This is a genomic window from Legionella dresdenensis, assembly GCF_042649825.1.
Classification (GTDB): domain Bacteria; phylum Pseudomonadota; class Gammaproteobacteria; order Legionellales; family Legionellaceae; genus Legionella_C; species Legionella_C dresdenensis.
This window is the reverse complement of record NZ_JBHSAB010000023.1, coordinates 17,280-37,335: the sequence shown is the minus strand read 5'-3', so window position 1 is coordinate 37,335 and position 20,056 is coordinate 17,280. Positions and strand designations below refer to the sequence as shown.

The following is a 20,056-nucleotide window of genomic DNA, read 5'->3' as shown; positions in this document are numbered from 1 at the left end:
AAAATACTATGATAGACAACAAAAATTTTGGATTATCGCATGTCGCTGAAATCTTGTTTATCGCTGTATATATATACCTGCCTCCTGGTCTGCAATACCCATGCTGCTACCTATGTAATCCCTCAGCATGGCGATATAGTGGGCGAAGTGCAATACACCAACCCTGAACCAGGCGAAACTTTAAGCGATGTCGGGATACGTTATGATGTGGGTTATTATGAGATGGTCAGCGCCAACCCTCAGGTGGATCCATTACGTCCTTTATTACCGCGTACCAGGCTGGTGATTCCGTCACAATATATTTTGCCGCAAGGCCCAAGACAAGGGTTGGTCATTAACCTCGCTGAATATCGGCTTTATTATTATGTGCCGGGTGATAATACTGTAATCACCATGCCGGTCGGGATCGGCAGGGAAGGGTGGAATACACCGGTTGGTACAACTAAAGTAACGGCTAAAGAGCGTGATCCGATATGGCGGCCGACTGATAATGTCCGTGCGGAGGCCGCAAAGAATGGTACGCCTATTCCCAACGAGTTTCCTCCCGGCGCAGGAAATCCATTAGGCAGACATGTATTACGTCTTGGTTGGCCTACTTATCTTATCCATGGCACTAACCGCAAGGACGGTGTTGGTTCCAGGGTAAGCGCCGGTTGTATACGAATGATGCCTGAGGATATTGAATATCTCTACGATTTTGTTACGCCAGGCACATCCGTGCGCGTAATTAATGATCCCGTTAAGGTCGGGCATATGGGGAAAACTATCTATATGGAAGTCCATCAGCAATTGGCCGAGTTACGTAAGGAAAGTTTAACCCGGTTAGCAGCCAAGTATTGGTCAGGCTATAAAAATATTAATGCAGCTTTAGCTGCACAAGAGTTAAAAACACTAAGCGGGATACCACTAAAAATCTCAACGTAGGTTCACTACAAAATTCCTAAGTTCTTTTTTCTATCTTATCCAGCTACTTGGGCAACAGAGGGCACCTCTTCCGCTTGTTCACTTGTTGGCGTATCATCTGCTTGAAAAAGCTGACCAAAATATCTATTGCGTGAGTTACGGCAATCCTCTTGTAGGTGTTCTTCTGCTTTAATCGATATTTCTGAGCACTCTCTTTATATGGTCAATTTAAAATCAAATGGATCTATTTTTTTTAATTAATTCACATATACTTCATTTTTAAATTATCCGAGTGAATAGAATTAAGGTGAAAGTATGCAATCCAAATCCGAGACTTTTGATGAATTACCACCAGAACTTAAACTTAAAATTGTAAACGCTCAAAATTTATCTAACCGTGATTTAGTGAACTTGGCTCAGACATCAAAATATCATTTGGCTTTTTTTAAACCGGTGATTGGTGTTCGTAAATTTTTGCATCATGTGACCCGCGGGGAACATGATGCGGTTAAAGCGATGTTAAAGCAGGACATAAATTTAATGTTTAAACGGGGCAAAGTGACCGATTGTTCTGGGCGAGAATTTGAGAACATAAGTGGCTTTATATACGCACTGTGGGCTCTGGATAAACACATGTGGGCAGCAATGATTGCGAGCATCCCTCAGGATGAAGAAGGCAAAAAGGTATTCGCACGATTGTATGCTCAATACAACAAAGTGAACACGGACGGAGTCACTTATAGGCTTAATGCAAAAACAATCACTGAACAGCATTTTGATTTCGAAAATACCATCATTAAAGAACTGCAAACGCAAGTAGATTTAATCTACGTGCCAGGAGCTAAAAATCGGGAAGTCATAGAAAATCAGTGGCGAAGAGGTGTAGGTAGTGCCGAAAATCTTTTTCCTATGCATGTTGTCTATGAGTACTGCTCTGATGAACCTTTTTATTTTGTGCCAAAATTTACCTCGCAGCCTAAATCATCAAAGCAGTTTTATAATTTGATAACTAAAAAGTATGAAAATTGGTTTAGTGTTGGTTCTAAGTTGTCGGTTGATTTTGCTATATATAAGGGCGGCTGGACTTGGGCGCGGGGCGGGGAGGCGGACGGTTGGGGCGTTGGCACGAAGTTGGATTTGAATGCCATGGCAGCATTATGTAAAGTAAGAACAAACGATTTTATCGATCTAAAATCGCAACTTGAAGACCAGATGACGCTAGATAATCATCACCAAGTGTCTCAGATTTGACCGGATTGACATCATGTCGATTAAGCAGTCTTATAATTTTAAAAAATTATTAAATATATCGGACTGGTTTGAATCCATTATCTTTTTCATGGTTTCACGAAAAATTTTGTTATTAACGCTATGGCGCATATGACGGACAAGGCGGCTGAGCCTATAAAAGCTGGGCAGCTCATAACTGGCTTGCACTAATTGTTCAATGACTGCATTAACCGCGACTTGTCGGTGTTTGCAGCAAGGTTAATCATGTTGGCCTCATCATTGCGTAATGAGTAGCTGTTTAACTCGTCTGGCTTTATTTTTCTCTTTTTTGGAAAACGGGGGTAAGCGGTTTTTTCAATCGACGACATGGAGGACTCCGGAATTGTCCCAAAAACAGGTGTTTTTGGGGCATAAAAACTTAGTATTGCTTTTTAGGGCAAATCAAGTGAGAATTCCGTTCCAAAACTAGTTCCATAACAAAACGTGCCAAAGTACCCGATAGTTTATATTTTTGGAATAGATTTTAATGCCAGGAGGTTAGATTGAAGTTTGGTTATGCTCGTGTGTCAAAGAATGAACAAAGCCTGGATGTGCAATTCAAAAACTGCTTGCAGTTGGTTGTGATGAAATTTTTCAGGAAAAAATTTCAGGCGCAAAAGATGATAGACCTCAGTTAAAAGCATTGATGGGAAAGTTACGGCGAGGAGACACACTTTGTGTTGTCCGTTTAGATAGGCTGGGCCGGCGCATGATGAAATTAGTCGAGTTAATAAACGAATTTAAAGAAACCGGTATTGAATTTGTATCGCTTGAAAATAATATAGATACCTCCAATCATATTGGCATGCTGCTTTTTAATATCTGCGCCGCTTTTTCTGAAATGGAACGTGAATTAATACGTGAACGAGTAAAAGCAGGACTCGATTCAGCAAAACAGCAGGGTCGAAAGGGAGAAAGACCGAAGGCACTTACCCCTGATAAAGCAGCGGCCATAATTTGCATTACGACACGCAGGAAAAATGTCGGTAAAAAAAATCTGCGAAACGATGAAAGTCAGTCGGTCGGTATTTTACCGATGTATTACTCAGGATATTGAGGTATAGAATGGTACTCATTACTTGCCAACTTTGATGCCGCATTTTCTGGAGTTTGAAGTTAATATTTTGCCGTTAACAATTTTTGCCTAGCACGCAAGAATTAAAAATAACATTATACCATTAAAAATAAGTTAAATATTAAGGAATTGCCATGCCCATTAAGTATTCCGATAGCCCGATTACCATTTCATATGACTATTTAGACTTTATTCCAGAGAAAACAGTATGCAAGGGCAAGGTTAATCTTGCAGCTTTGAGCTTGTATGGTCTCTACAGAAATGCTGTTTATGATTCATATAAAGAAAAACCTGATTTAGCAGAGGATATCAAGACTAGAAAAAAAGAATTTGTTGAACAAGCTCTTTCCAACACAAATAACGAGCTATACAACGATCCCCTTTATCATTATTCGGTCGCTGCTTCTTTAGGAGCGATGCAGGAATGGAAAGATCCTGCTGAGAAAATGCATGCCTTTATGGCCTATGAAACAGTCAATGGAGTTAAGAATAGAATTGGTTTTGTTCATTTCAATGAAAAACTGGTTGATAGTAAACCGGTTGTGTATATTGCACAAGCGGGAGTTCAATTGCGCGGAACAGGAATTGGCCGGCATCTCATGGAATGTGTATTATCTCATTACCCAGCAGATACTGAATTTTATATTCTGACCCGTGTATTTAATTCAGATGCTAAAGGCCTTTATGAGAAAAGATTAGGCTTTAAGCCTATTGAAAATGAGGAAGTTAGAGCGCTTGGGTTTGATGATCGATATTGTGGATTTAAGCACAGAACGTCACTTGAAGAAATCGATGCTATTAAGACCAGGCAAATCGTTACTCAAATTGATGAACCTACGCTAGAAGCTTCCAGCTTTATGCCTTAGATCATTTATTGATTCACAAATTATTTATGATTTATTTATTGGATCTTGGTTTTCATTTAAATCTGCTGCATAATTGACTATAATTTAACCCTAAGTTACTTCTATGAAAAAAGGCTGCAGCCCATATGCGGCCTTGAAGGCTATGGGTCGTTTGACCCAACAGCAGTTTAAATAACATTGGTAATAGCAGTTGCATTAAAATAGCGCTGATAAATCCGATGGGTAAAAATAATGATCAGTATGCTCCCAAAAATATCTACCGGATAATGCCAACCTAAAAGCACGCAAGAAAAAGCTAATACACTGTTTGTTGTCAACAGGATTGCGAATAAAATGGCATAATCCCGCACAAGATAGGTACAAAACCAGGCCCATATAATATGAAATGACGGTAAGGCAATTAAGCCGCCGGCCAACGTTGAAGGCTGAATGTAGTTATGTATTTCATGAAATTTAATCCCTGTCGCATATTGTTCAATGCTGAATAGAGAACTTGCCATATTACTGGCAGGAGCTGTCGTTGGAAAAAAATAATAAAAACTAAATCCGATAATCGCACTGATAAGCACCAGACAACAGAACTCCTGTACCCGTTCCGGACGTTGTATGAGAGCCAGCGCGACCGGCACAAGCGTGAGTTGAAGCGGTAAAGAGTCATAAGCGGCACTCAGTACTCTTTTCAACAAATCATGGTTTGTGGTCCAGTATACGATTGCTGTCATATCGATGCCGATTTTTGAGCCTATTGCTATCAAAAACGGATCAATAGGGGCGAAAGGTGTATATTGCACAGCATTGGTGAGCAGAATAATGCTTATCAGAGTCGAATAATAAATGCACAAAATAGTTGTGAGTTGTATAAGATAATGATTATTACTGGTAAAAAGGACTTTAGCGCCTAAAACGCATAACAATAAAACAATCCCGGCTGATAGCCCGGCTTCCGGTAAATAATTATTTCCAGGAAATTGATAAACATAGTGATTAACTGCCAGACAGGCAATTGATATTAATAGCACAACCGCAAATAGATATAATACGGTTTTGGTATGGTCCGAACTCATTAAAATCATCCCTGATTCTCTTTGAGTCAGGCAGTTTCAGCTTCCTGCTCTTTCTGTTTTATGGCTTGATAAATTTCTTCACGGTGTACTTTTATGGAGCGCGGCGCTTCTACACCAAATTTGATATTGCCATGTTCAAGGGTTTTGAAAGCAATAACCTGAACAATTTCATCATTTATACGGATTACCAACGGTTCTTCAAAAGCTACATTAACAATATCCATGGAAAATCTCTTTTTTTTTAGTGAGTTATATCGCAAGACCGTATTAATTGCAATGGTTTTAATGGCAATTTTAGAACACGTGTATAATGATTTGCTTGAATAGGCAAAATACGTTAAACTGTGGCGTTTTTAAAAAACCTTGCCTTACTTTATTAGAATAAAGAAGGCTTTAATCCACAAGGAGAATCCATGAGACATTATGAAATAGTGTTTCTTGTTCACCCCGATCAGAGTGAGCAAGTACCTGCAATGGTTGAGCGTTATGAAGGTATTATTACCAAGCATGACGGTCAAATTCACCGTAAAGAAGACTGGGGACGCCGTCAATTGGCCTATCCAATCAAAGACCTTCATAAAGCACATTATATTCTGCTGAACATTGAATGTAATCAAGACGCTCTTAACGAGATAAAAAATGCTTTTAAATTCAATGATGCAATTCTTAGAAATCTGATCATTAGCCAAAAGCACGCTATCACAGGCGAGTCTCAGTTAATGAAGAAAGAAAAAGATAAAGATACCAGAGCAGCTTAAGGAGTTTATGAATGTCATCTCATTTTCGTCGTAAAAAAATGCGTTTCAGTGGTGAAGATTCAGCTGCGATTGATTACAAAGATATCGCAACTTTAAGAGAATATATTACTGAAACCGGTAAAATCGTTCCAAGCAGAATTACAGGAACTCAGACCCGTCACCAACGCCAATTGGCATTAGCGATTAAACGGGCGCGTTTCCTGGGATTATTGCCTTATTGCGATAGCCACCGTTAAGATCCATTAGCAATGAGCAATTTTTTGCACAGACAAAGCCAGTATTTGCTGCAGAATGAGAGGTACGCTCTTTTTGTAACTGCAGTTCTGGCTTTTGTGCCTTTAGGAGCCTGGGTTTCGCTGGCTATAGCAGCGCTTGTCACTTTGCGTCGTGGTTGGTACTTTGGCGCTAGGCTGACAATTGTTTCTGCAGTTTCAACATTGATTGCCGCAGGCATGACTGTCGATATGTTTCAGGCTGCGCCTGTGATTTTATCTACGCTTGTGCTGGTATACAGTGGAGCCATTCTGCTAAGGGCGACAGAAAGCTGGAAAATAACAACAACTGTTATGCTTTTTGCTGGTTTGTCGTCAATTGCTCTTATTCATCTGGCAGCACCCCAGTATATTGAACAGCAATATCAATTTATTGTGAGTGTTATTAGTAATGCCGGACAGGACGATGCCTTATCTCAGCTAATAAGCGAGGCGGGAATAAATAAACCCGCACTTGCCAGTTATATGTTGGGAGTCAAGGTCTTCAGTATCATTGTTTCGGCTCTGTCATCATTATTATTAGCTCGCTATGTTCAATCGATGCTTTTTTATCCGGAAGGTTTCCGTAAAGAAATGCTGGCTTTTCGTGCCAGTAAACTGGGCGTTATTCTCCTGATAGGCGTGCTGGCAGGTATTTGGCAGAAAAATGCAGCTGTCGTGAGTTGCCTGCCCTTGATTGTTACCTATTTTATGGCTGCAAGTCTAAGCCTTGGTTTTAGCATATTAAAACAGCGGAGATTAGTCTCTATTGTTCTGTTGTTTGCACCACTGATTGTTGTGCCTCAGATTATGCTTCCGGTTTATGTCTTCCTGGGGTCATTGGATAGTTTGGTTAATTTCAGATTACGCTTGCCTGCCAAGGCAGCGGAATAAAAAAGAGGTGAAGAAATGCAAGTAATTTTATTGGAAAAAGTGAGAAACTTGGGAAGTCTGGGTGACAAAGTTGATGTTAAACCAGGTTATGGCCGTAATTTCCTGATTCCACAAAGCAAAGCAGTTTTCGCAACGCCTGAAAATATTAAACTGTTTGAAGAGCGTCGTGCTGATCTTGAAAAGAAAGCGCAACAAAATCTTGCAACAGCAGAACAAAGAGCTGCAAAACTGAACGATACAACAGTTACTATCGCTGCAATGGCCAGTGACGAAGGTAAACTGTATGGCTCTGTCAGTGCCAGTGAAATTAAAGAAGCATTGAAAGAAAAATCAATCGAAGTCAGCAAGCGTGAAATCGTAATGCCGCAGGGCCCAATTCACTCTATCGGCGATTATGTTGTTGAAATTCACGTTCACAGCGATGTTATTGCCAAGCTGCAAGTTCAGATTGTTTCTTCCAAGTAAAAGTTCATCCCGTTTGTAGGTTGGGTCGTTTGACCCAACAAGCTTTTTTTCTCAAGCACTCCAAGCCTGAAAAATGATTGAAAATTCACAATACCGCTTTATTCTTTCCATTTAATATTACAACCTATACTCGGCTTCTGGTCGCTGGAAACAGCCTGCCCACTCAGTAACGCATCTAATGCCTGACGTATCGAGTCTCCAGTCACGGGGATCGCATTGCCGGGCCGGGAGTCATCCAATTGTCCACGATAGGCCAATCGAAGTTCTGAATCATAAATAAAGAAGTCTGGCGTACAAGCAGCATGATAAGCTTTAGCGACTTCCTGAGAGCTATCAAAGAGATAAGGAAAGCCAAACCCATGTGATTCCGCTAGTAACTTCATTTTTTCAGGCGAATCCTCGGGATAGTTTTCTACATCATTAGAACTAATTGCAATAAAATTAACACCCTTATCTGAATAATCCGCAGCAAGTTTTGGAAGTTGATCGATAACATGCTTTACATAAGGACAATGGTTACAAATAAACATAATGACCGTAGATTTATACGTATTTTTCTTGCTTAACGAAACAGTTTTACCAGTAACCACATCTGACAGACAAAAGTCTGGCGCTTCTGTGCCAAGTGATATCATTGTAGACGGAGTTTTTGCCATAATTCAGATCCTTAATAATTTTTAACAATAAGTTTAAAATTCCCCAGATAGTGATACAGGCGCTAATTGCGCCTGTAAAGAGAAAAATGCGATCTTTATTTACACTTCTCAAAAAATTACCAGCGTAAATAGATCCCTTTTGAAGCTGCATCGTTGATCACTTGCCGTTGAGTTTTATTGGTTGAAACCCAATAATTACCCATGTTGCTTAATGCAAATTTGGCGCGCGGGTATTGGCACACATCTAAAACTTCCCGGCAATCAACTTTTTCAGTATTTTCTTCCTGAATATAAAAACATTGAAAATGCTGATTTTCCACATCAGAAGCAAAAGCTGCCCAGTTGGCTGGCTGCAGTTTGGCTGTCAGGGGAGGACTCATAAAGACATCACGTGTTTCAACCCGCTGCAGTTCAATGGTTCTGTTAGTACGGTTCTGGATTAAATAAAACGCTTGATCACCATGATCATTGACGACCAGATTTGTTCCATTGTAGCCAAAACCAGTTACCTCGCAGCCGCGAGGAAAAGAATTAGCTTGACAATTGGCAGCCAAAAGCATGGCGGCCGAAAAAGGAATAATTTTTTTAGCAATAGACATAAGACCCTTAACTTAATAATTTTTTGGCTATTCTAATAATTTTAAAGTCAAAGTGAAATAGCTTTTTACTCTTTATATGCTGCAATTTTCGATATCAGCAGTGGCGAATAAGTTCGATAAAAACTCAATGCAAGATACATTACAATATAACCAAGCGATAAAGCCATACAAACAGCATTACTGGCAGGGTAGCTCCATAAAACGATTGCAGAACATACGCCATAGGTTATTGAAAAGACATGCATAAGCAATTTAAGGGATTTTGACTCTGTTAAATAATCCAGACGTGAGGGATAAACATATTTTATGGGGATAAAGATCAAAACGCACAGGGCAGACAGTATGATTGCATTGGTTTGCATGGAAGTATCAAATATAAACATATAGAAAACAGCAATATTCCAGTAACAGGGAAATCCTTTAAAGAAATGATCCGGTGTTTTGGCGTCTTCCTGGCAAAATTGATAGGCAGAGGTGATGATAATGGCCATAATAATTGGTAAGGCTAAAGATGAAGGCAGCATCTCTGTTTTTACAAACAGAAAGAAGCAGGGCGTGATAACATAATTTAAGTAGTCGACAATATTATCAAGCAGCGCGCCATCCATTTTAGGCAATACAACCTTTACCCCAACGAGCCTGGCCAGTGTGCCGTCAACTGCGTCAATAATTACTGCTATAGCCATAAACCAAAGGGCATAGAGATAATTATGTTGGTAAATTTCGACCAGAGTCATTAAACCAGCACAGGCAGCACTGGCAGTAAAAACATGCACCCCCCAAGCGAACAGATAGCGTAATGGGTGATAACCTGTTTTTTTATCCGTCATTTTTTATCCTGCAGTAATGCAAATAAGTCTTATGCATAAGTAATTGCATAATTGCATAGTTATACGATTACAAAATAGTAACAATAATTGAATGAGATACGCAAGAATCAATACTTAAATAAAATTAAAAAGGCTTACTGAATATATCTGTAGGTTGGGTCGTTTTGACCCAACAAGATTTTATTCAGCAGTTAAATTATATACTGCGATTAAAATTTAGTGACGTTGAGTAAAAACAATCCAGTCCGCGCCTTTTAATTGAAAAGATGTGTTTTTCTAATGATGGTATATAATCAATTAATATTTTAATCACCCGAACCTGAATTATGAACTACCAAACAATTAATCCGGCTACCGAGGAAGTTTTACAAACATACGAGGTTATGAATCAAAGCGCGTTAGATCAAGCGCTTCTGCAAGCTGATAAAACATTTAATAGCTGGAAAAAAACCGATTTCGCACATCGCAGCCGATTAATGCTTGCTTTGGCTGATTTGTTGATCAGGAAACGAGATGAACTTGGATTAATCATTACCCGCGAAATGGGAAAACCTGTTACTCAATCCAGGGCGGAAATTGAAAAATGTGCCTGGGTATGCCGGCATTATGCAGAACATGCGGAACAGTATTTAGAACCAAGATCTATTGCAACTAATATGGCTAAAACACTGGTTACCTATCGACCGCTTGGGGTTATTTTTGCTATTATGCCCTGGAACTATCCATTTTGGCAGGTATTTCGCTTTGCCGCACCTACTATAATGGCGGGGAATGCGGCGTTATTAAAACATGCGCCAATATCTCTGGGGGCTGGTGATGCCATTATGCAATTATTTATTGATGCAGGCTTCCCGCCGCATATTTTTCAACATTTGATTATAAATAATGATCAGGCAGCAACAGTTATTGCCCACGATACTGTGAAAGCGCTCAGTTTTACCGGAAGCGAGCAAACAGGACGGCTGGTAGGCAGTCTGGCGGCTGCAAATCTGAAAAAAGCCGTTTTGGAGTTGGGCGGGAATGACCCTTATATTATATTGCATGATGCTGACATAGAGCAGGCTGCAAATGCAATTGTCACATCCAGATTAAATAATTGCGGACAGGTTTGCATCGCCGCTAAACGCATTATTGTAGACGAGAATATCCACGATCAATTGGTTAAGCGTATAACCGCCCTGATGGCTAATTATATCCCGTCTGATCCTGCGTCAGATAGCTCCGCCATAGGACCTATGGCCCGTAAGGATTTAAGAGATAAGCTTCATCAGCAGGTAGTTGAGAGTGTATCTCAGGGTGCGGAGTTAGTTTGCGGCGGCGAAATTCCTTCTGGTGAAGGATATTATTACCCGCCTACTTTATTATTAAATGTAAAACCTGGTATCCCGGCATTTGATCAGGAATTATTTGGACCGGTAATTGTGATTATCCGTGCCGGCAATGAACAACAGGCTATTGAGCTGGCTAATCTGAGCCGGTATGGATTAGGTGCGGCAGTTTTTACCAGTGACATCGCGCATGGGGAATACATTGCAGCCAATCTTGTTGAAGCCGGAACCTGCTTTGTGAATTCGTTTGTTGCTTCAGATCCGCGCGTGCCTTTTGGGGGCATAAAATGTTCCGGACATGGGCGCGAGCTGTCACGTGAAGGGATATTGGAATTTGTAAACACTAAAACGGTTGCAATAAAATGACAAATAAACGCAAACAATCGCAATTTATTTTTATCTGCTCCACTACGCAGCGTATGCATTGTTTTGCCCAGGATAAAATCTACAAATCCTACGCAGTTTCAACCGGCAAGAATGGTATGGGTGAGCAGAAGGGCAGTGAAAAGACGCCTCGCGGCTGGCATCGCATTTATTCACGTATAGGCCTTGAGTCTGCCATTAACAGTGTTTTTGTCTCGCGGCAATGGACAGGTGAAATTTATAGCCCGGAACTGGCGGCAGCTAATCCTGACAGGGACTGGATCTTGACCCGGATTTTACAATTGGACGGTCTGGAACACGGACAGAATAAAGGCGGCGAAGTAGATAGTTTAAAGCGTTACATTTACATTCACGGTACGCCTGATACAACAGAATTAGGCAAACCAGGATCTCGGGGATGTATCCGCATGCGCAATAGCGACATCATTGAATTAGCGGACTGGGTAAAATGCGATACCCGGGTTTATATCGCCTGATAAAAAAAACGTAATATTAGCCAGCTAAGTTCTCGCTAAATTTGCTGAGATAGGTATATAATTCGCCCCAAATTATTTGGGCCTAATTGAGGTACTTGAATGTCATATAAATTCGAAGAAGGTAAAGATTTAGTCATTGAGGCAGTGGTTAATAAACTAAACCAGAAAATGAGTCCGGATCAAGCTCATTTATGCACTCAATTCGTGCGTCAGTTCTTCAGTACTGTTGCCATGGAAGACCTTTCTGAATGGGATATTGATGACTTATATGGTGCTGCGGTTAATTATTGGTCGCTGATCCAGCAACGCAAGCCTCATGAAACCAAAATCCGTATTTATAATCCCGAGTTTGAGCGTCACGGTTGGCAAACAACTCATACCGTAGTTGAAATCATTATGGATGATATGCCATTTCTGGTTGATTCTCTGCGGATGGTGATTAACCGTTTAGGTTTGGTATCTCACCTGGTTATTCACATGGGCAGTTTGTGTGTAACCCGTGATGAAGCCGGCCATGTTACTGAAATACTGCCTCGCGGCAGCAGTAATGCGCAATCCGTTTCGGTTGAAGCAGCCATTTTTATTGAAATAGACAGACAGACAGATCCGGCTGTTCTGGGAGAACTTCATCGTAGCTTTGAGCGTGTTCTTGAGGATAACAGGGTCGTGGTCGAAGACTGGCCGGCAATGCGCGCCAAAGTGCGCGAAGTGATTGGTGAGTTGAATGCGGCAAGGGCTTTTCTGGATAAAAGCGAAATTGATGAGACTATTGAGTTTCTGAACTGGATTGAAGACCATCATTTTACTTTCCTGGGTATCCGTGATTATGAGCTGGTTCATAAAGGCAAGGAAACCATACTGCAACCATTGCCGGAAACGGGACTTGGCGTATTACGCGCCTCGATGAGCAAATCCAGTGTTAAAAATATTTCAGCTTTGCCTGCAGAAGCGCGTGAACTGACTTTATCCGCACGTTCATTGGTAATGCTGTTTAAAACAAATACTGAGGCGACCGTACATCGCAGTGCCTATACCGACTACATTGGCGTCAAACGCTTTAATAAAGAGGGTCAGGTGATTGGCGAGCTTAGAATCATTGGTCTTTACACATCAGCGGCTTACAATACCAATCCCAAACATATTCCGTTTCTACGCCACAAAGTAGAGCGGGTAATGACTAATTCGCAACTGGCGCCAGGCGGCCATGCGGCAAAAGTGTTGCTGAACATTTTAGAAACATTGCCGCGCGATGATTTAATCCAGGCATCAGAAGAAGAGCTGCTTGAAATCGCCATGGGCATTTACTACGTGCAGGAGCGCCGAAGAATACGTCTGTTTGCACGAACAGATGTTTACCGCCGTTTTGTGTCCTGTCTGGTTTATGTACCTAAAGATCGCTTTAATACTGAGCTTAGGCAGGCAATGCAAAAGGTTTTAAGCGACAGTTTCCACTCTACGGATATTACCTTTACAACCTGGTTCTCTGATTCGGTATTAGCGCGTATCCACTTTATTGTGCGCACTGATCCTAAAGATAATACACAATGGGATTTTAAAGAGGTTGAGCAGAAGCTTATTGAGGTTGGCCGCTCATGGACTGATGATTTACAACATTATCTGGCTGAAAACGTCGGTGAGGAAACGGCTAACCGGTTGTTTGGCTATTATAAAGGGGCATTCCCAGGGGCATATCGAGATAATTTCTCACCCAGAACTGCTGTTTACGATATCAAACATATTGAAGCAATCGATAGCGAAAATCCGCTGGTTATCAATTTTTACCGTCCAATGGATGAACGGCCTGACAGTTTCAGGCTGAAAATCTATCAGCATGATAATACTATTCCACTGTCTGATGTGATTCCTATTGTTGAAAATCTGGGTATGAAGGCGATTAGTGAGCGTCCTTATGTCCTGAAATTTGATGACGGCAAAATAACCTGGATTAATGACTTTGCCTTACAGTACACCCATGCTAATGAATTTGAGATAGATGAAATCAAAGATCTTTTCCAGAACGCATTGGCCAGTATCTGGCAGGGCGATGCTGAAAATGACGGCTTTAACCAACTGGTTCTCGCTGCGGGTCTCAATTGGAGAGAAGTGGCCGTACTTCGTACCTATGCCAAATATTTTAAACAAATAGCCTTCACATTCAGTCAGGATTATATCGAAAAAGCATTGTATAATAATGCGGTTATTGCGCGTAAACTGGTACAGTTGTTTGAAATCCGCTTTAATCCAGCAGTTTCGACAAGCCGGGAAGATGATTTTACCAATAAGATTAATGAAATCTTCGCTGCGCTTGATTCGGTATCAAATCTGGATGAAGACAAGATTATCAGACAATACATTCATGCAATTTCAGCAACTGTCAGAACTAATTTTTATCAGACTGACAGCGAAGGCAAGCCTAAATCGTATATTTCTATTAAGCTGGTCAGCAAATCGATTCCCAAGCTGCCCAAGCCGCATCCGTTGTATGAGATCTTTATTTATTCCCCGCGTTTTGAAGGGGTTCACCTGCGCGGAGGTAAAGTAGCGCGTGGGGGTATCCGTTGGTCAGATCGCAGAGAGGATTTCCGTACGGAAATCCTGGGCCTGATGAAAGCGCAACAGGTTAAAAACGCGGTTATTGTACCTTCCGGGGCGAAGGGTGGTTTTGTGCCAAAACAATTGCCTGTTACTGGCAGCCGTGAAGAAATCATCGCTGAAGGTATTGCATGCTATCAGAATTTTATTCGCGGCTTACTTGATATTACCGATAATTATAAAGACGGTCTGGTCATCAAACCTGAAAAAGTTATCTCGTTTGACGAAGACGATCCTTATTTGGTGGTAGCGGCTGACAAGGGAACGGCAACATTCTCGGATATCGCAAACGCTATTTCGCTTGATTATGGTTTTTGGCTTGGTGATGCTTTCGCATCAGGCGGTTCAGTGGGTTATGACCATAAGAAGATGGGGATTACGGCGCGCGGCGCCTGGGAATCAGTAACGCGCCACTTCTATGAGATGAATGTTGACATTGCAACCACCGATTTTACCGTAGTTGGTATTGGTGATATGTCAGGGGACGTATTCGGAAATGGTATGCTGCTGTCACGTCATATTAAACTGGTCGGCGCCTTCAATCATATCCATATTTTTGTTGATCCTAATCCAGATCCGGAAACAAGTTTTACAGAACGCGAGCGCATGTTCCATTTGCCGCGCTCAAGCTGGTCTGATTACGATAAAGCTCTGATTTCAAGAGGGGGCGGCGTATTCAATCGTAATGCGAAATCAATTCCGGTCAGTGCTGAGATGAAAGAATGTTTTGATATTGCGCAGGATGAGATTGAGCCTAATGAGTTGATCCGGGCTATTTTACGAGCCAGGGTCGATTTGCTCTGGAGTGCCGGTATTGGTACTTTTGTGAAAGCGCAAAGTGAAACCCATACTGACGTAGGCGATCGTACTAATGACGCAACCCGTATTAATGCCCGGCAACTGCGTTGTAAAGTGGTTGGCGAAGGCGGTAATCTTGGTTTAACTCAGCTGGCGCGTATTGAATATGCTCAGAATGGCGGTCTGATTTATACTGATTTTATTGACAATTCTGCCGGTGTAAGCTGTTCGGATAAAGAAGTAAACATCAAGATTCTGCTCAACAGCGTTATCACTGCGGGCGACATGACGTTGAAACAGCGTAATGAGTTACTGGGCGAAATGACTGATGAAGTTGCTGCGATAGTTTTGCGGGATAACTTTGTTCAAACCAGAGCAATCAGCTTTACCGCTTCGCAATCATTGCGTTTGCTTGATCTGCATACCCGCTATATTAATGAGCTTGAGCGCAATGGTAAGCTCAATCGTGCTCTCGAATTTTTACCGGACGAAAAAGTCCTGGCTGAGCGTAAATTGCAAGGTCTTGGTTTGACTCGCCCTGAAATTGCAGTTTTGCTCTGCTACAGTAAGACAATTCTGAAAGAACAGATTCTGTCAACAGATGTTCCTGAAGATCCTTACTTTGACTCAGTACTGGTCAGTTCATTTCCAAAACCCTTGCAGCAGACATACAAAGCTGCGATGGAAAAGCATCCGTTGAAACGCGAAATTATTGCTACCAAATTAAGCAATATTATTATTAATGAAATGGTATTTTCGTTTATTTACCGTATGCAGGATGAAGTCGGCGCACCAGTTTCCGCAATTGTACGTGCCTACATGCTGGCAAGAGATGTACTTGGTATCGAAGGAATATGGAAACAGCTCGAAGCATTGGAAAGCAGGATAACTGCAGAAAAGCAAACTGAACTGGTCATGCATTATGTTCGTTTAATGCGGCGGGTTACTCGCTGGTTCCTGCGTACCCAGCGCTCAGGTCTTAATATCACCAAATCGGTTGAAATGTATGGCAAAGGCGTGACGGAACTCAAAAAAGCGATTCCGGAAATCTTTGGCGAACATAACCGGGCGAATTATGATGAGCACTATAATCAGTACATTGAACAGGGTATTTCTGCCGAATTTGCTCATGAATTGACTGTTACCCGCTCCATGTTCTCTGCAATGGATATAATTGATGTCGCGTGTGAGCAGAATATTAGCGTAAGCAGAGTTGCTGAGGTTTATTTTGGCATTGGTGAATATCTTGATCTATCCTGGATTAGATCACAGATTATTGCCCATCCGGTTGATAACACCTGGGAAATTCTGTCGCGTGAATCGCTGAGGGATGATTTGGATTGGCAGCAACGCCAGCTCACATCAGGGATTATCAGTCTTGATGATAATAAAAAAGACTATATGAAATGCTTCAGCGAGTGGTCGAGCAAGCACGCAGGGTTAATCGAACGCTGGCGTCATATTTTGACTGACTTAAAAGCAACAACTGTGTTAAATTACACAATGTTCTTTGTGGCAGTGAGAGAGTTGCTGGATTTAACCCAGACCACTCTGCAGATGTCAAAATGCGAAGAGCTCGCCGAGTAGGTTGGGTCGTTTGACCCAACAAAAAGATATTAGGAAGAACCCCTGTTATTCAGGCCAGCGCGAGAATAGCAGGGATATTTTAAACTTGAATAATTTCATCACACTTTTGTTTTAAGGAAAAAAATGATAGAAAATACGGAAATGACAAGCTACACAAAAGGTTCCAAATTTTTCCACTGGTTTATTGCTATCATAATTATTTTTATGCTGCCAATCAGTTTTTTTCTTTCCGATGTTCCCGAGCAATATATAGGTATGGCATTTACCGTGCATAAATCACTGGGTATTACGGTTCTATTTGCCATGCTGCTCAGAGTGCTCTGGATTATACGATATGGCAGGCCGGCATTACCGGTACATATGCCAAAATGGGAAAAGATTCTGGCGCATACCGTTCAAGGTTCATTGTACCTCTTTGTGATCCTGATGCCCTTATGCGGCTGGATTATGGCAACGGCAGAAGGATACATTCCAAGTTACTTTGGTTTATTCTCCTTGCCGTTCCCCGGCATCCCATTAGATAAAGAGCTGGCTTCTTTTATGAATCAGGCTCATACAATAATAGCCTGGATTATTCTTGGATTGCTGGTTCTGCATGTTGCTGGAGCATTAAAGCATCATTTTATTGACAAGGATGATGTTCTGCGTCGGATGTTGCCGAAATGTCCTTCTAAATCAAAATAGGATTGCCCAGCTTTACAGCCCATTTTCGTTCGGCCTGAGGAAAATGCGGAGCATTTGTCTCGAAGGCTTGGCACTGTACCACAGGCTTCGAGACAGCGCTAAAGCGCTTCCTCAGCCCGAACGATGTTGTGAAATGTAGAAATTTAATTCCTTAGCTTGACGGCTATGGACTTTACAGCCCAACCTGCATCAATTTTATTAATTCTGCACTGTTTTCTAACCTTGCCTCGGCTGGATGCTCAACTAAAATTGAAACAGCCATCAAATAGCGGTTGTTTCCTACAGGGCAGATATCAACAATCTCACCAACTTCAACATCAGCGCTATCAGGCGCAAACAACTTCATCCCAGCATTAACAGGTTCAGAGCTAACAATTTCAAAAGTCTTTAAGTCATGTTTTAATTTAGCTCGATAATGAGTTCGGGCAATAATTTCCTGGCCTTTATAGCACCCTTTATTAAAACTGATGTAATTATGCTTATGAAGATCAAGGCGATGCGGCAGAAATAATCCTCTGGTTGACGGGTAAATTTCAATGCGGGGCCGTTGTAGTTGCAGCATGTGCCATGCCAATGAGCCGCGTACTTCAGTGTCTGTATTGGTTGTTAAATCGACAGAATGTTCTTTTTTAACAGCCATGATATAAAAGTCATCAGCTATAGAATAACAGCACATACGGCCATTATCGTGTAAACAATAGGGTTCAGGCAGTTGCAGCTCTGGTAAAGAGATATTGTTTTTGTCAGGGCAGTACAGTCCCCAGATTGCATAATCGCCACATTGACTCATACTTACCCGCGATAACATGGCAGCAGTTGCCAGTGATTTATGCGTATCTGCGGCAAGATCAGCGGGTATAACCAGTTTATAACCCTGCCAGCTAATCACATCAGTTGATGCCAGAATACGTCCTTTCAGGTTACAGAATAAACCTTGTCGGATAGTATCAATGCCAACCTTGGTCACATCGCAGGTCAGCTGCCCCTGTAGAAAGGCCGCAGCATTGGCTCCTTCGAGAGCAATAATTGTCAGGTATGAAAGATCAAATAAATAATTCTTGCCCGCGTCGACAGCAAGTTCTTCTTCTATTGGTAAAATGGCAGAATAGTCTCGTCCGTTGATTGTATATTTATACATTGCTTATGATTACCCAATTGCTAAAAAAAGGCAGTTTAATGTAATATTACTCACTTTGACAATCGAGTTTATGATGATTGAAGCAGCGAGAAAAGCAAAAATTAAATGGCAATGTAGACGAGGGATGCTCGAACTGGATTTGATTCTTAACCGTTTCATTGACAATAAGCTCGATAATCTTGCCGAACCGCAAATACTGAGCTTTGAAAAACTGTTGCTTACACCTGATCCTGAGTTGTATAGCTGGCTGATTGACAGCCATTTTCCAACTGACAAAGAGATGCTTTCAATTGTTGAATTGGTCAAACTGCACAGTCACATTTAGTGATTCCGGCTATTACATCCGCACTTGCCTGTTTATTTATGGATTGGCAATAGCAGCGCTGCTTAATTCATCCTTACCTCTATCGGTTAAATTTGGATTAGGCTTTGTGCTAATGCTTTATCTGCTGGTACTATTAAAACGAAAAAAAACTTATCCCAATCTGGATAAGCTGGAATACAAAGGGAATAAATGGACCATGTTTGAAACAACCGGCATTGCCGCAGTATATACCACCCATCAGATATTGATTGATGGCGGTATTTTTTTTCTGGTGAAGTTGACAGGTGAAAATACCGCACGCAAACTTGTGATTTTTAAGGATCAAATCTCTGCAGATGATCGCCGAATTCTTCATATCCTTGCCAGATTAACAACGCATCAATTAAAGAATGAATAATTTGTGTCGATAATTTAATCAAGAGGATTAATGGAATGCCATCATGAATACAACAAATGATACCGAACTGGTAATTATGGCAAGAAATGGGCAGCGTGTGGCCATTGATAAATTACTTAAACGCTATCGGTTGAAAATCTACGCACAAATCTGCTCGCAGATTTCGGATTATAATGAAGCTAAGGACTTAATGCAGGAAGTATGCCTTAAGGTTTTTCGTTTTATAAAAAACTTTAATCAGACATCAAGTTTTAAAACCTGGCTCTATCAGATCACACAAAACACTATAAAAAATTACTACCGTTCTAAAAAAATTGAATTCAGCCAGGTAGAAACGCCAGAGCTATTTGATGACGCTAACTCCCCGGAAGCGAACCTGATAGGGCTGGAGTTAAGCGAAAGCGTATATAAAGTAGTGGAACATTTTTCACCTGAATCCCAACGCTGTTTCTATTTGCATGTGATAACCGGACTAAATTACGATCAAATCGCAAGCCGGCTAAAATGCCCGGCAGGCACAGTCCGTTCACGAATACACCGAATGCGGTCGCAAATTATGCTAAATGCCGTATAAAAAAACGTAGGTTGGGCTGTAAAGCCCATAGCCGTCAAGCTAAGGAATTAAATTTCTATATTTCACAATATCGTTCGGGCTGAGGAAGCGCTTTAGCGCTGTCTCGAAGCCTGTGGTACAGTGCCACGCCTTCGAGACAAATG

22 protein-coding genes and 1 pseudogene are annotated in these 20,056 nt (G+C 41.4%); 16 read left to right on the top strand and 7 right to left on the bottom strand.

Annotated elements, in window-relative coordinates; genetic code table 11:
- Positions 1 to 39: 39 nt before the first annotated feature.
- Together ACFORL_RS09440 and ACFORL_RS09435 are read left to right on the top strand one after the other, a co-directional pair.
- Entirely contained in the window at positions 40 to 924 is an 885-nt protein-coding gene (locus ACFORL_RS09440; RefSeq protein WP_382343386.1) for a L,D-transpeptidase family protein, read from the top strand.
- 294 nt (positions 925 to 1,218) lie between these two features.
- The gene (locus ACFORL_RS09435) at positions 1,219 to 2,154 is read left to right on the top strand and encodes an F-box protein (RefSeq protein ID WP_382343384.1); all 936 of its coding nucleotides are present in this window, start codon (positions 1,219 to 1,221) and stop codon (positions 2,152 to 2,154) included.
- Positions 2,155 to 2,339: 185 nt separating this feature from the next.
- Here the strand turns inward: ACFORL_RS09435 and ACFORL_RS09430 are convergent, their stop codons facing one another.
- Positions 2,340 to 2,501 (bottom strand): hypothetical protein, encoded by a 162-nt coding sequence (locus tag ACFORL_RS09430; protein ID WP_382343382.1) that lies wholly within the window; start codon positions 2,499 to 2,501, stop codon positions 2,340 to 2,342.
- Between the two features lie 227 nt (positions 2,502 to 2,728).
- On the opposite strand from ACFORL_RS09430, the pseudogene ACFORL_RS09425 reads away from it, so the two are divergent.
- The 3 genes and pseudogenes from ACFORL_RS09425 to ACFORL_RS09415 form a co-directional block, all read left to right on the top strand.
- Positions 2,729 to 3,019: pseudogene (locus ACFORL_RS09425) on the top strand (recombinase family protein); the annotation flags it as partial.
- Between the two features lie 133 nt (positions 3,020 to 3,152).
- On the top strand, positions 3,153 to 3,236 hold the full coding sequence (locus ACFORL_RS09420; RefSeq protein WP_382343685.1) for a hypothetical protein: 84 nt from the start codon (positions 3,153 to 3,155) through the stop codon (positions 3,234 to 3,236).
- 145 nt (positions 3,237 to 3,381) lie between these two features.
- Positions 3,382 to 4,113, top strand: coding sequence for a GNAT family N-acetyltransferase (locus ACFORL_RS09415; protein ID WP_382343368.1), 732 nt, complete (start codon positions 3,382 to 3,384; stop codon positions 4,111 to 4,113).
- Between the two features lie 167 nt (positions 4,114 to 4,280).
- Here the strand turns inward: ACFORL_RS09415 and ACFORL_RS09410 are convergent, their stop codons facing one another.
- Together ACFORL_RS09410 and ACFORL_RS09405 are read right to left on the bottom strand one after the other, a co-directional pair.
- A complete protein-coding gene (locus ACFORL_RS09410; RefSeq protein WP_382343361.1) occupies positions 4,281 to 5,177 on the bottom strand; it encodes a phosphatase PAP2 family protein in 897 nt (298 codons plus the stop codon).
- Positions 5,178 to 5,203: 26 nt separating this feature from the next.
- Positions 5,204 to 5,401, bottom strand: a complete 198-nt coding sequence (locus ACFORL_RS09405; RefSeq protein ID WP_382343359.1) for a carbon storage regulator — start codon at positions 5,399 to 5,401, stop codon at positions 5,204 to 5,206.
- Positions 5,402 to 5,590: 189 nt separating this feature from the next.
- Here ACFORL_RS09405 and rpsF point away from each other — a divergent pair, with 189 nt between their 5' ends.
- From rpsF to rplI, 4 genes are read left to right on the top strand one after another with little or no spacing between them, the layout of a single operon-like run.
- On the top strand, positions 5,591 to 5,935 hold the full coding sequence (gene rpsF, locus ACFORL_RS09400; protein ID WP_382343357.1) for a 30S ribosomal protein S6: 345 nt from the start codon (positions 5,591 to 5,593) through the stop codon (positions 5,933 to 5,935).
- A gap of 11 nt (positions 5,936 to 5,946) precedes the next feature.
- The gene (rpsR, locus tag ACFORL_RS09395; protein ID WP_382343355.1) at positions 5,947 to 6,171 is read left to right on the top strand and encodes a 30S ribosomal protein S18; all 225 of its coding nucleotides are present in this window, start codon (positions 5,947 to 5,949) and stop codon (positions 6,169 to 6,171) included.
- Positions 6,172 to 6,195: 24 nt separating this feature from the next.
- The gene (locus ACFORL_RS09390; RefSeq protein WP_382343353.1) at positions 6,196 to 7,080 is read left to right on the top strand and encodes a hypothetical protein; all 885 of its coding nucleotides are present in this window, start codon (positions 6,196 to 6,198) and stop codon (positions 7,078 to 7,080) included.
- A gap of 15 nt (positions 7,081 to 7,095) precedes the next feature.
- Positions 7,096 to 7,545: a 50S ribosomal protein L9 gene (rplI, locus tag ACFORL_RS09385; protein WP_382343351.1), complete on the top strand. Its 450-nt coding sequence runs from the start codon at positions 7,096 to 7,098 to the stop codon at positions 7,543 to 7,545.
- Positions 7,546 to 7,643: 98 nt separating this feature from the next.
- Here rplI and ACFORL_RS09380 read toward each other — a convergent pair whose 3' ends face one another.
- The 3 genes from ACFORL_RS09380 to pcsA all read right to left on the bottom strand — a co-directional run bounded on the left by ACFORL_RS09380 (position 7,644) and on the right by pcsA (position 9,630).
- A complete protein-coding gene (locus ACFORL_RS09380) occupies positions 7,644 to 8,201 on the bottom strand; it encodes a thioredoxin family protein (RefSeq protein WP_382343349.1) in 558 nt (185 codons plus the stop codon).
- A 116-nt stretch (positions 8,202 to 8,317) separates the two neighbouring features.
- Positions 8,318 to 8,800 carry an enhanced entry protein EnhB gene (locus ACFORL_RS09375; protein ID WP_382343347.1) on the bottom strand — a complete coding sequence of 161 codons (483 nt, stop codon included), beginning with the start codon at positions 8,798 to 8,800 and terminating at the stop codon, positions 8,318 to 8,320.
- A gap of 65 nt (positions 8,801 to 8,865) precedes the next feature.
- Positions 8,866 to 9,630, bottom strand: a complete 765-nt coding sequence (pcsA, locus tag ACFORL_RS09370) for a phosphatidylcholine synthase (RefSeq protein ID WP_382343345.1) — start codon at positions 9,628 to 9,630, stop codon at positions 8,866 to 8,868.
- Between the two features lie 326 nt (positions 9,631 to 9,956).
- Here pcsA and ACFORL_RS09365 point away from each other — a divergent pair, with 326 nt between their 5' ends.
- The 4 genes from ACFORL_RS09365 to ACFORL_RS09350 all read left to right on the top strand — a co-directional run bounded on the left by ACFORL_RS09365 (position 9,957) and on the right by ACFORL_RS09350 (position 17,479).
- Positions 9,957 to 11,324, top strand: coding sequence for an NAD-dependent succinate-semialdehyde dehydrogenase (locus tag ACFORL_RS09365; RefSeq protein WP_382343343.1), 1,368 nt, complete (start codon positions 9,957 to 9,959; stop codon positions 11,322 to 11,324).
- On the top strand, positions 11,321 to 11,818 hold the full coding sequence (locus tag ACFORL_RS09360) for a L,D-transpeptidase family protein (protein WP_382343341.1): 498 nt from the start codon (positions 11,321 to 11,323) through the stop codon (positions 11,816 to 11,818). The genes ACFORL_RS09365 and ACFORL_RS09360 overlap by 4 nt, the downstream gene beginning before the upstream one ends.
- 99 nt (positions 11,819 to 11,917) lie before the next feature.
- A complete protein-coding gene (locus ACFORL_RS09355) occupies positions 11,918 to 16,795 on the top strand; it encodes an NAD-glutamate dehydrogenase (protein ID WP_382343339.1) in 4,878 nt (1,625 codons plus the stop codon).
- Between the two features lie 123 nt (positions 16,796 to 16,918).
- Positions 16,919 to 17,479: a cytochrome b gene (locus ACFORL_RS09350; RefSeq protein WP_382343337.1), complete on the top strand. Its 561-nt coding sequence runs from the start codon at positions 16,919 to 16,921 to the stop codon at positions 17,477 to 17,479.
- 172 nt (positions 17,480 to 17,651) lie between these two features.
- On the opposite strand, the gene ygfZ is transcribed toward ACFORL_RS09350, so the two are convergent.
- Positions 17,652 to 18,617, bottom strand: coding sequence for a CAF17-like 4Fe-4S cluster assembly/insertion protein YgfZ (gene ygfZ / locus ACFORL_RS09345; protein ID WP_382343336.1), 966 nt, complete (start codon positions 18,615 to 18,617; stop codon positions 17,652 to 17,654).
- Positions 18,618 to 18,687: 70 nt separating this feature from the next.
- On the opposite strand from ygfZ, the gene ACFORL_RS09340 reads away from it, so the two are divergent.
- The 3 genes from ACFORL_RS09340 to ACFORL_RS09330 are packed head-to-tail and all read left to right on the top strand — an operon-like array spanning position 18,688 to position 19,913.
- On the top strand, positions 18,688 to 18,942 hold the full coding sequence (locus tag ACFORL_RS09340; protein WP_382343334.1) for an FAD assembly factor SdhE: 255 nt from the start codon (positions 18,688 to 18,690) through the stop codon (positions 18,940 to 18,942).
- Complete coding sequence (locus ACFORL_RS09335) at positions 18,908 to 19,339, top strand: hypothetical protein (RefSeq protein ID WP_382343332.1); 432 nt, start codon at positions 18,908 to 18,910, stop codon at positions 19,337 to 19,339. The genes ACFORL_RS09340 and ACFORL_RS09335 overlap by 35 nt, the downstream gene beginning before the upstream one ends.
- 43 nt (positions 19,340 to 19,382) lie before the next feature.
- The gene (locus ACFORL_RS09330) at positions 19,383 to 19,913 is read left to right on the top strand and encodes an RNA polymerase sigma factor (protein ID WP_382343330.1); all 531 of its coding nucleotides are present in this window, start codon (positions 19,383 to 19,385) and stop codon (positions 19,911 to 19,913) included.
- The last annotated feature ends 143 nt before the right edge of the window (positions 19,914 to 20,056 follow it).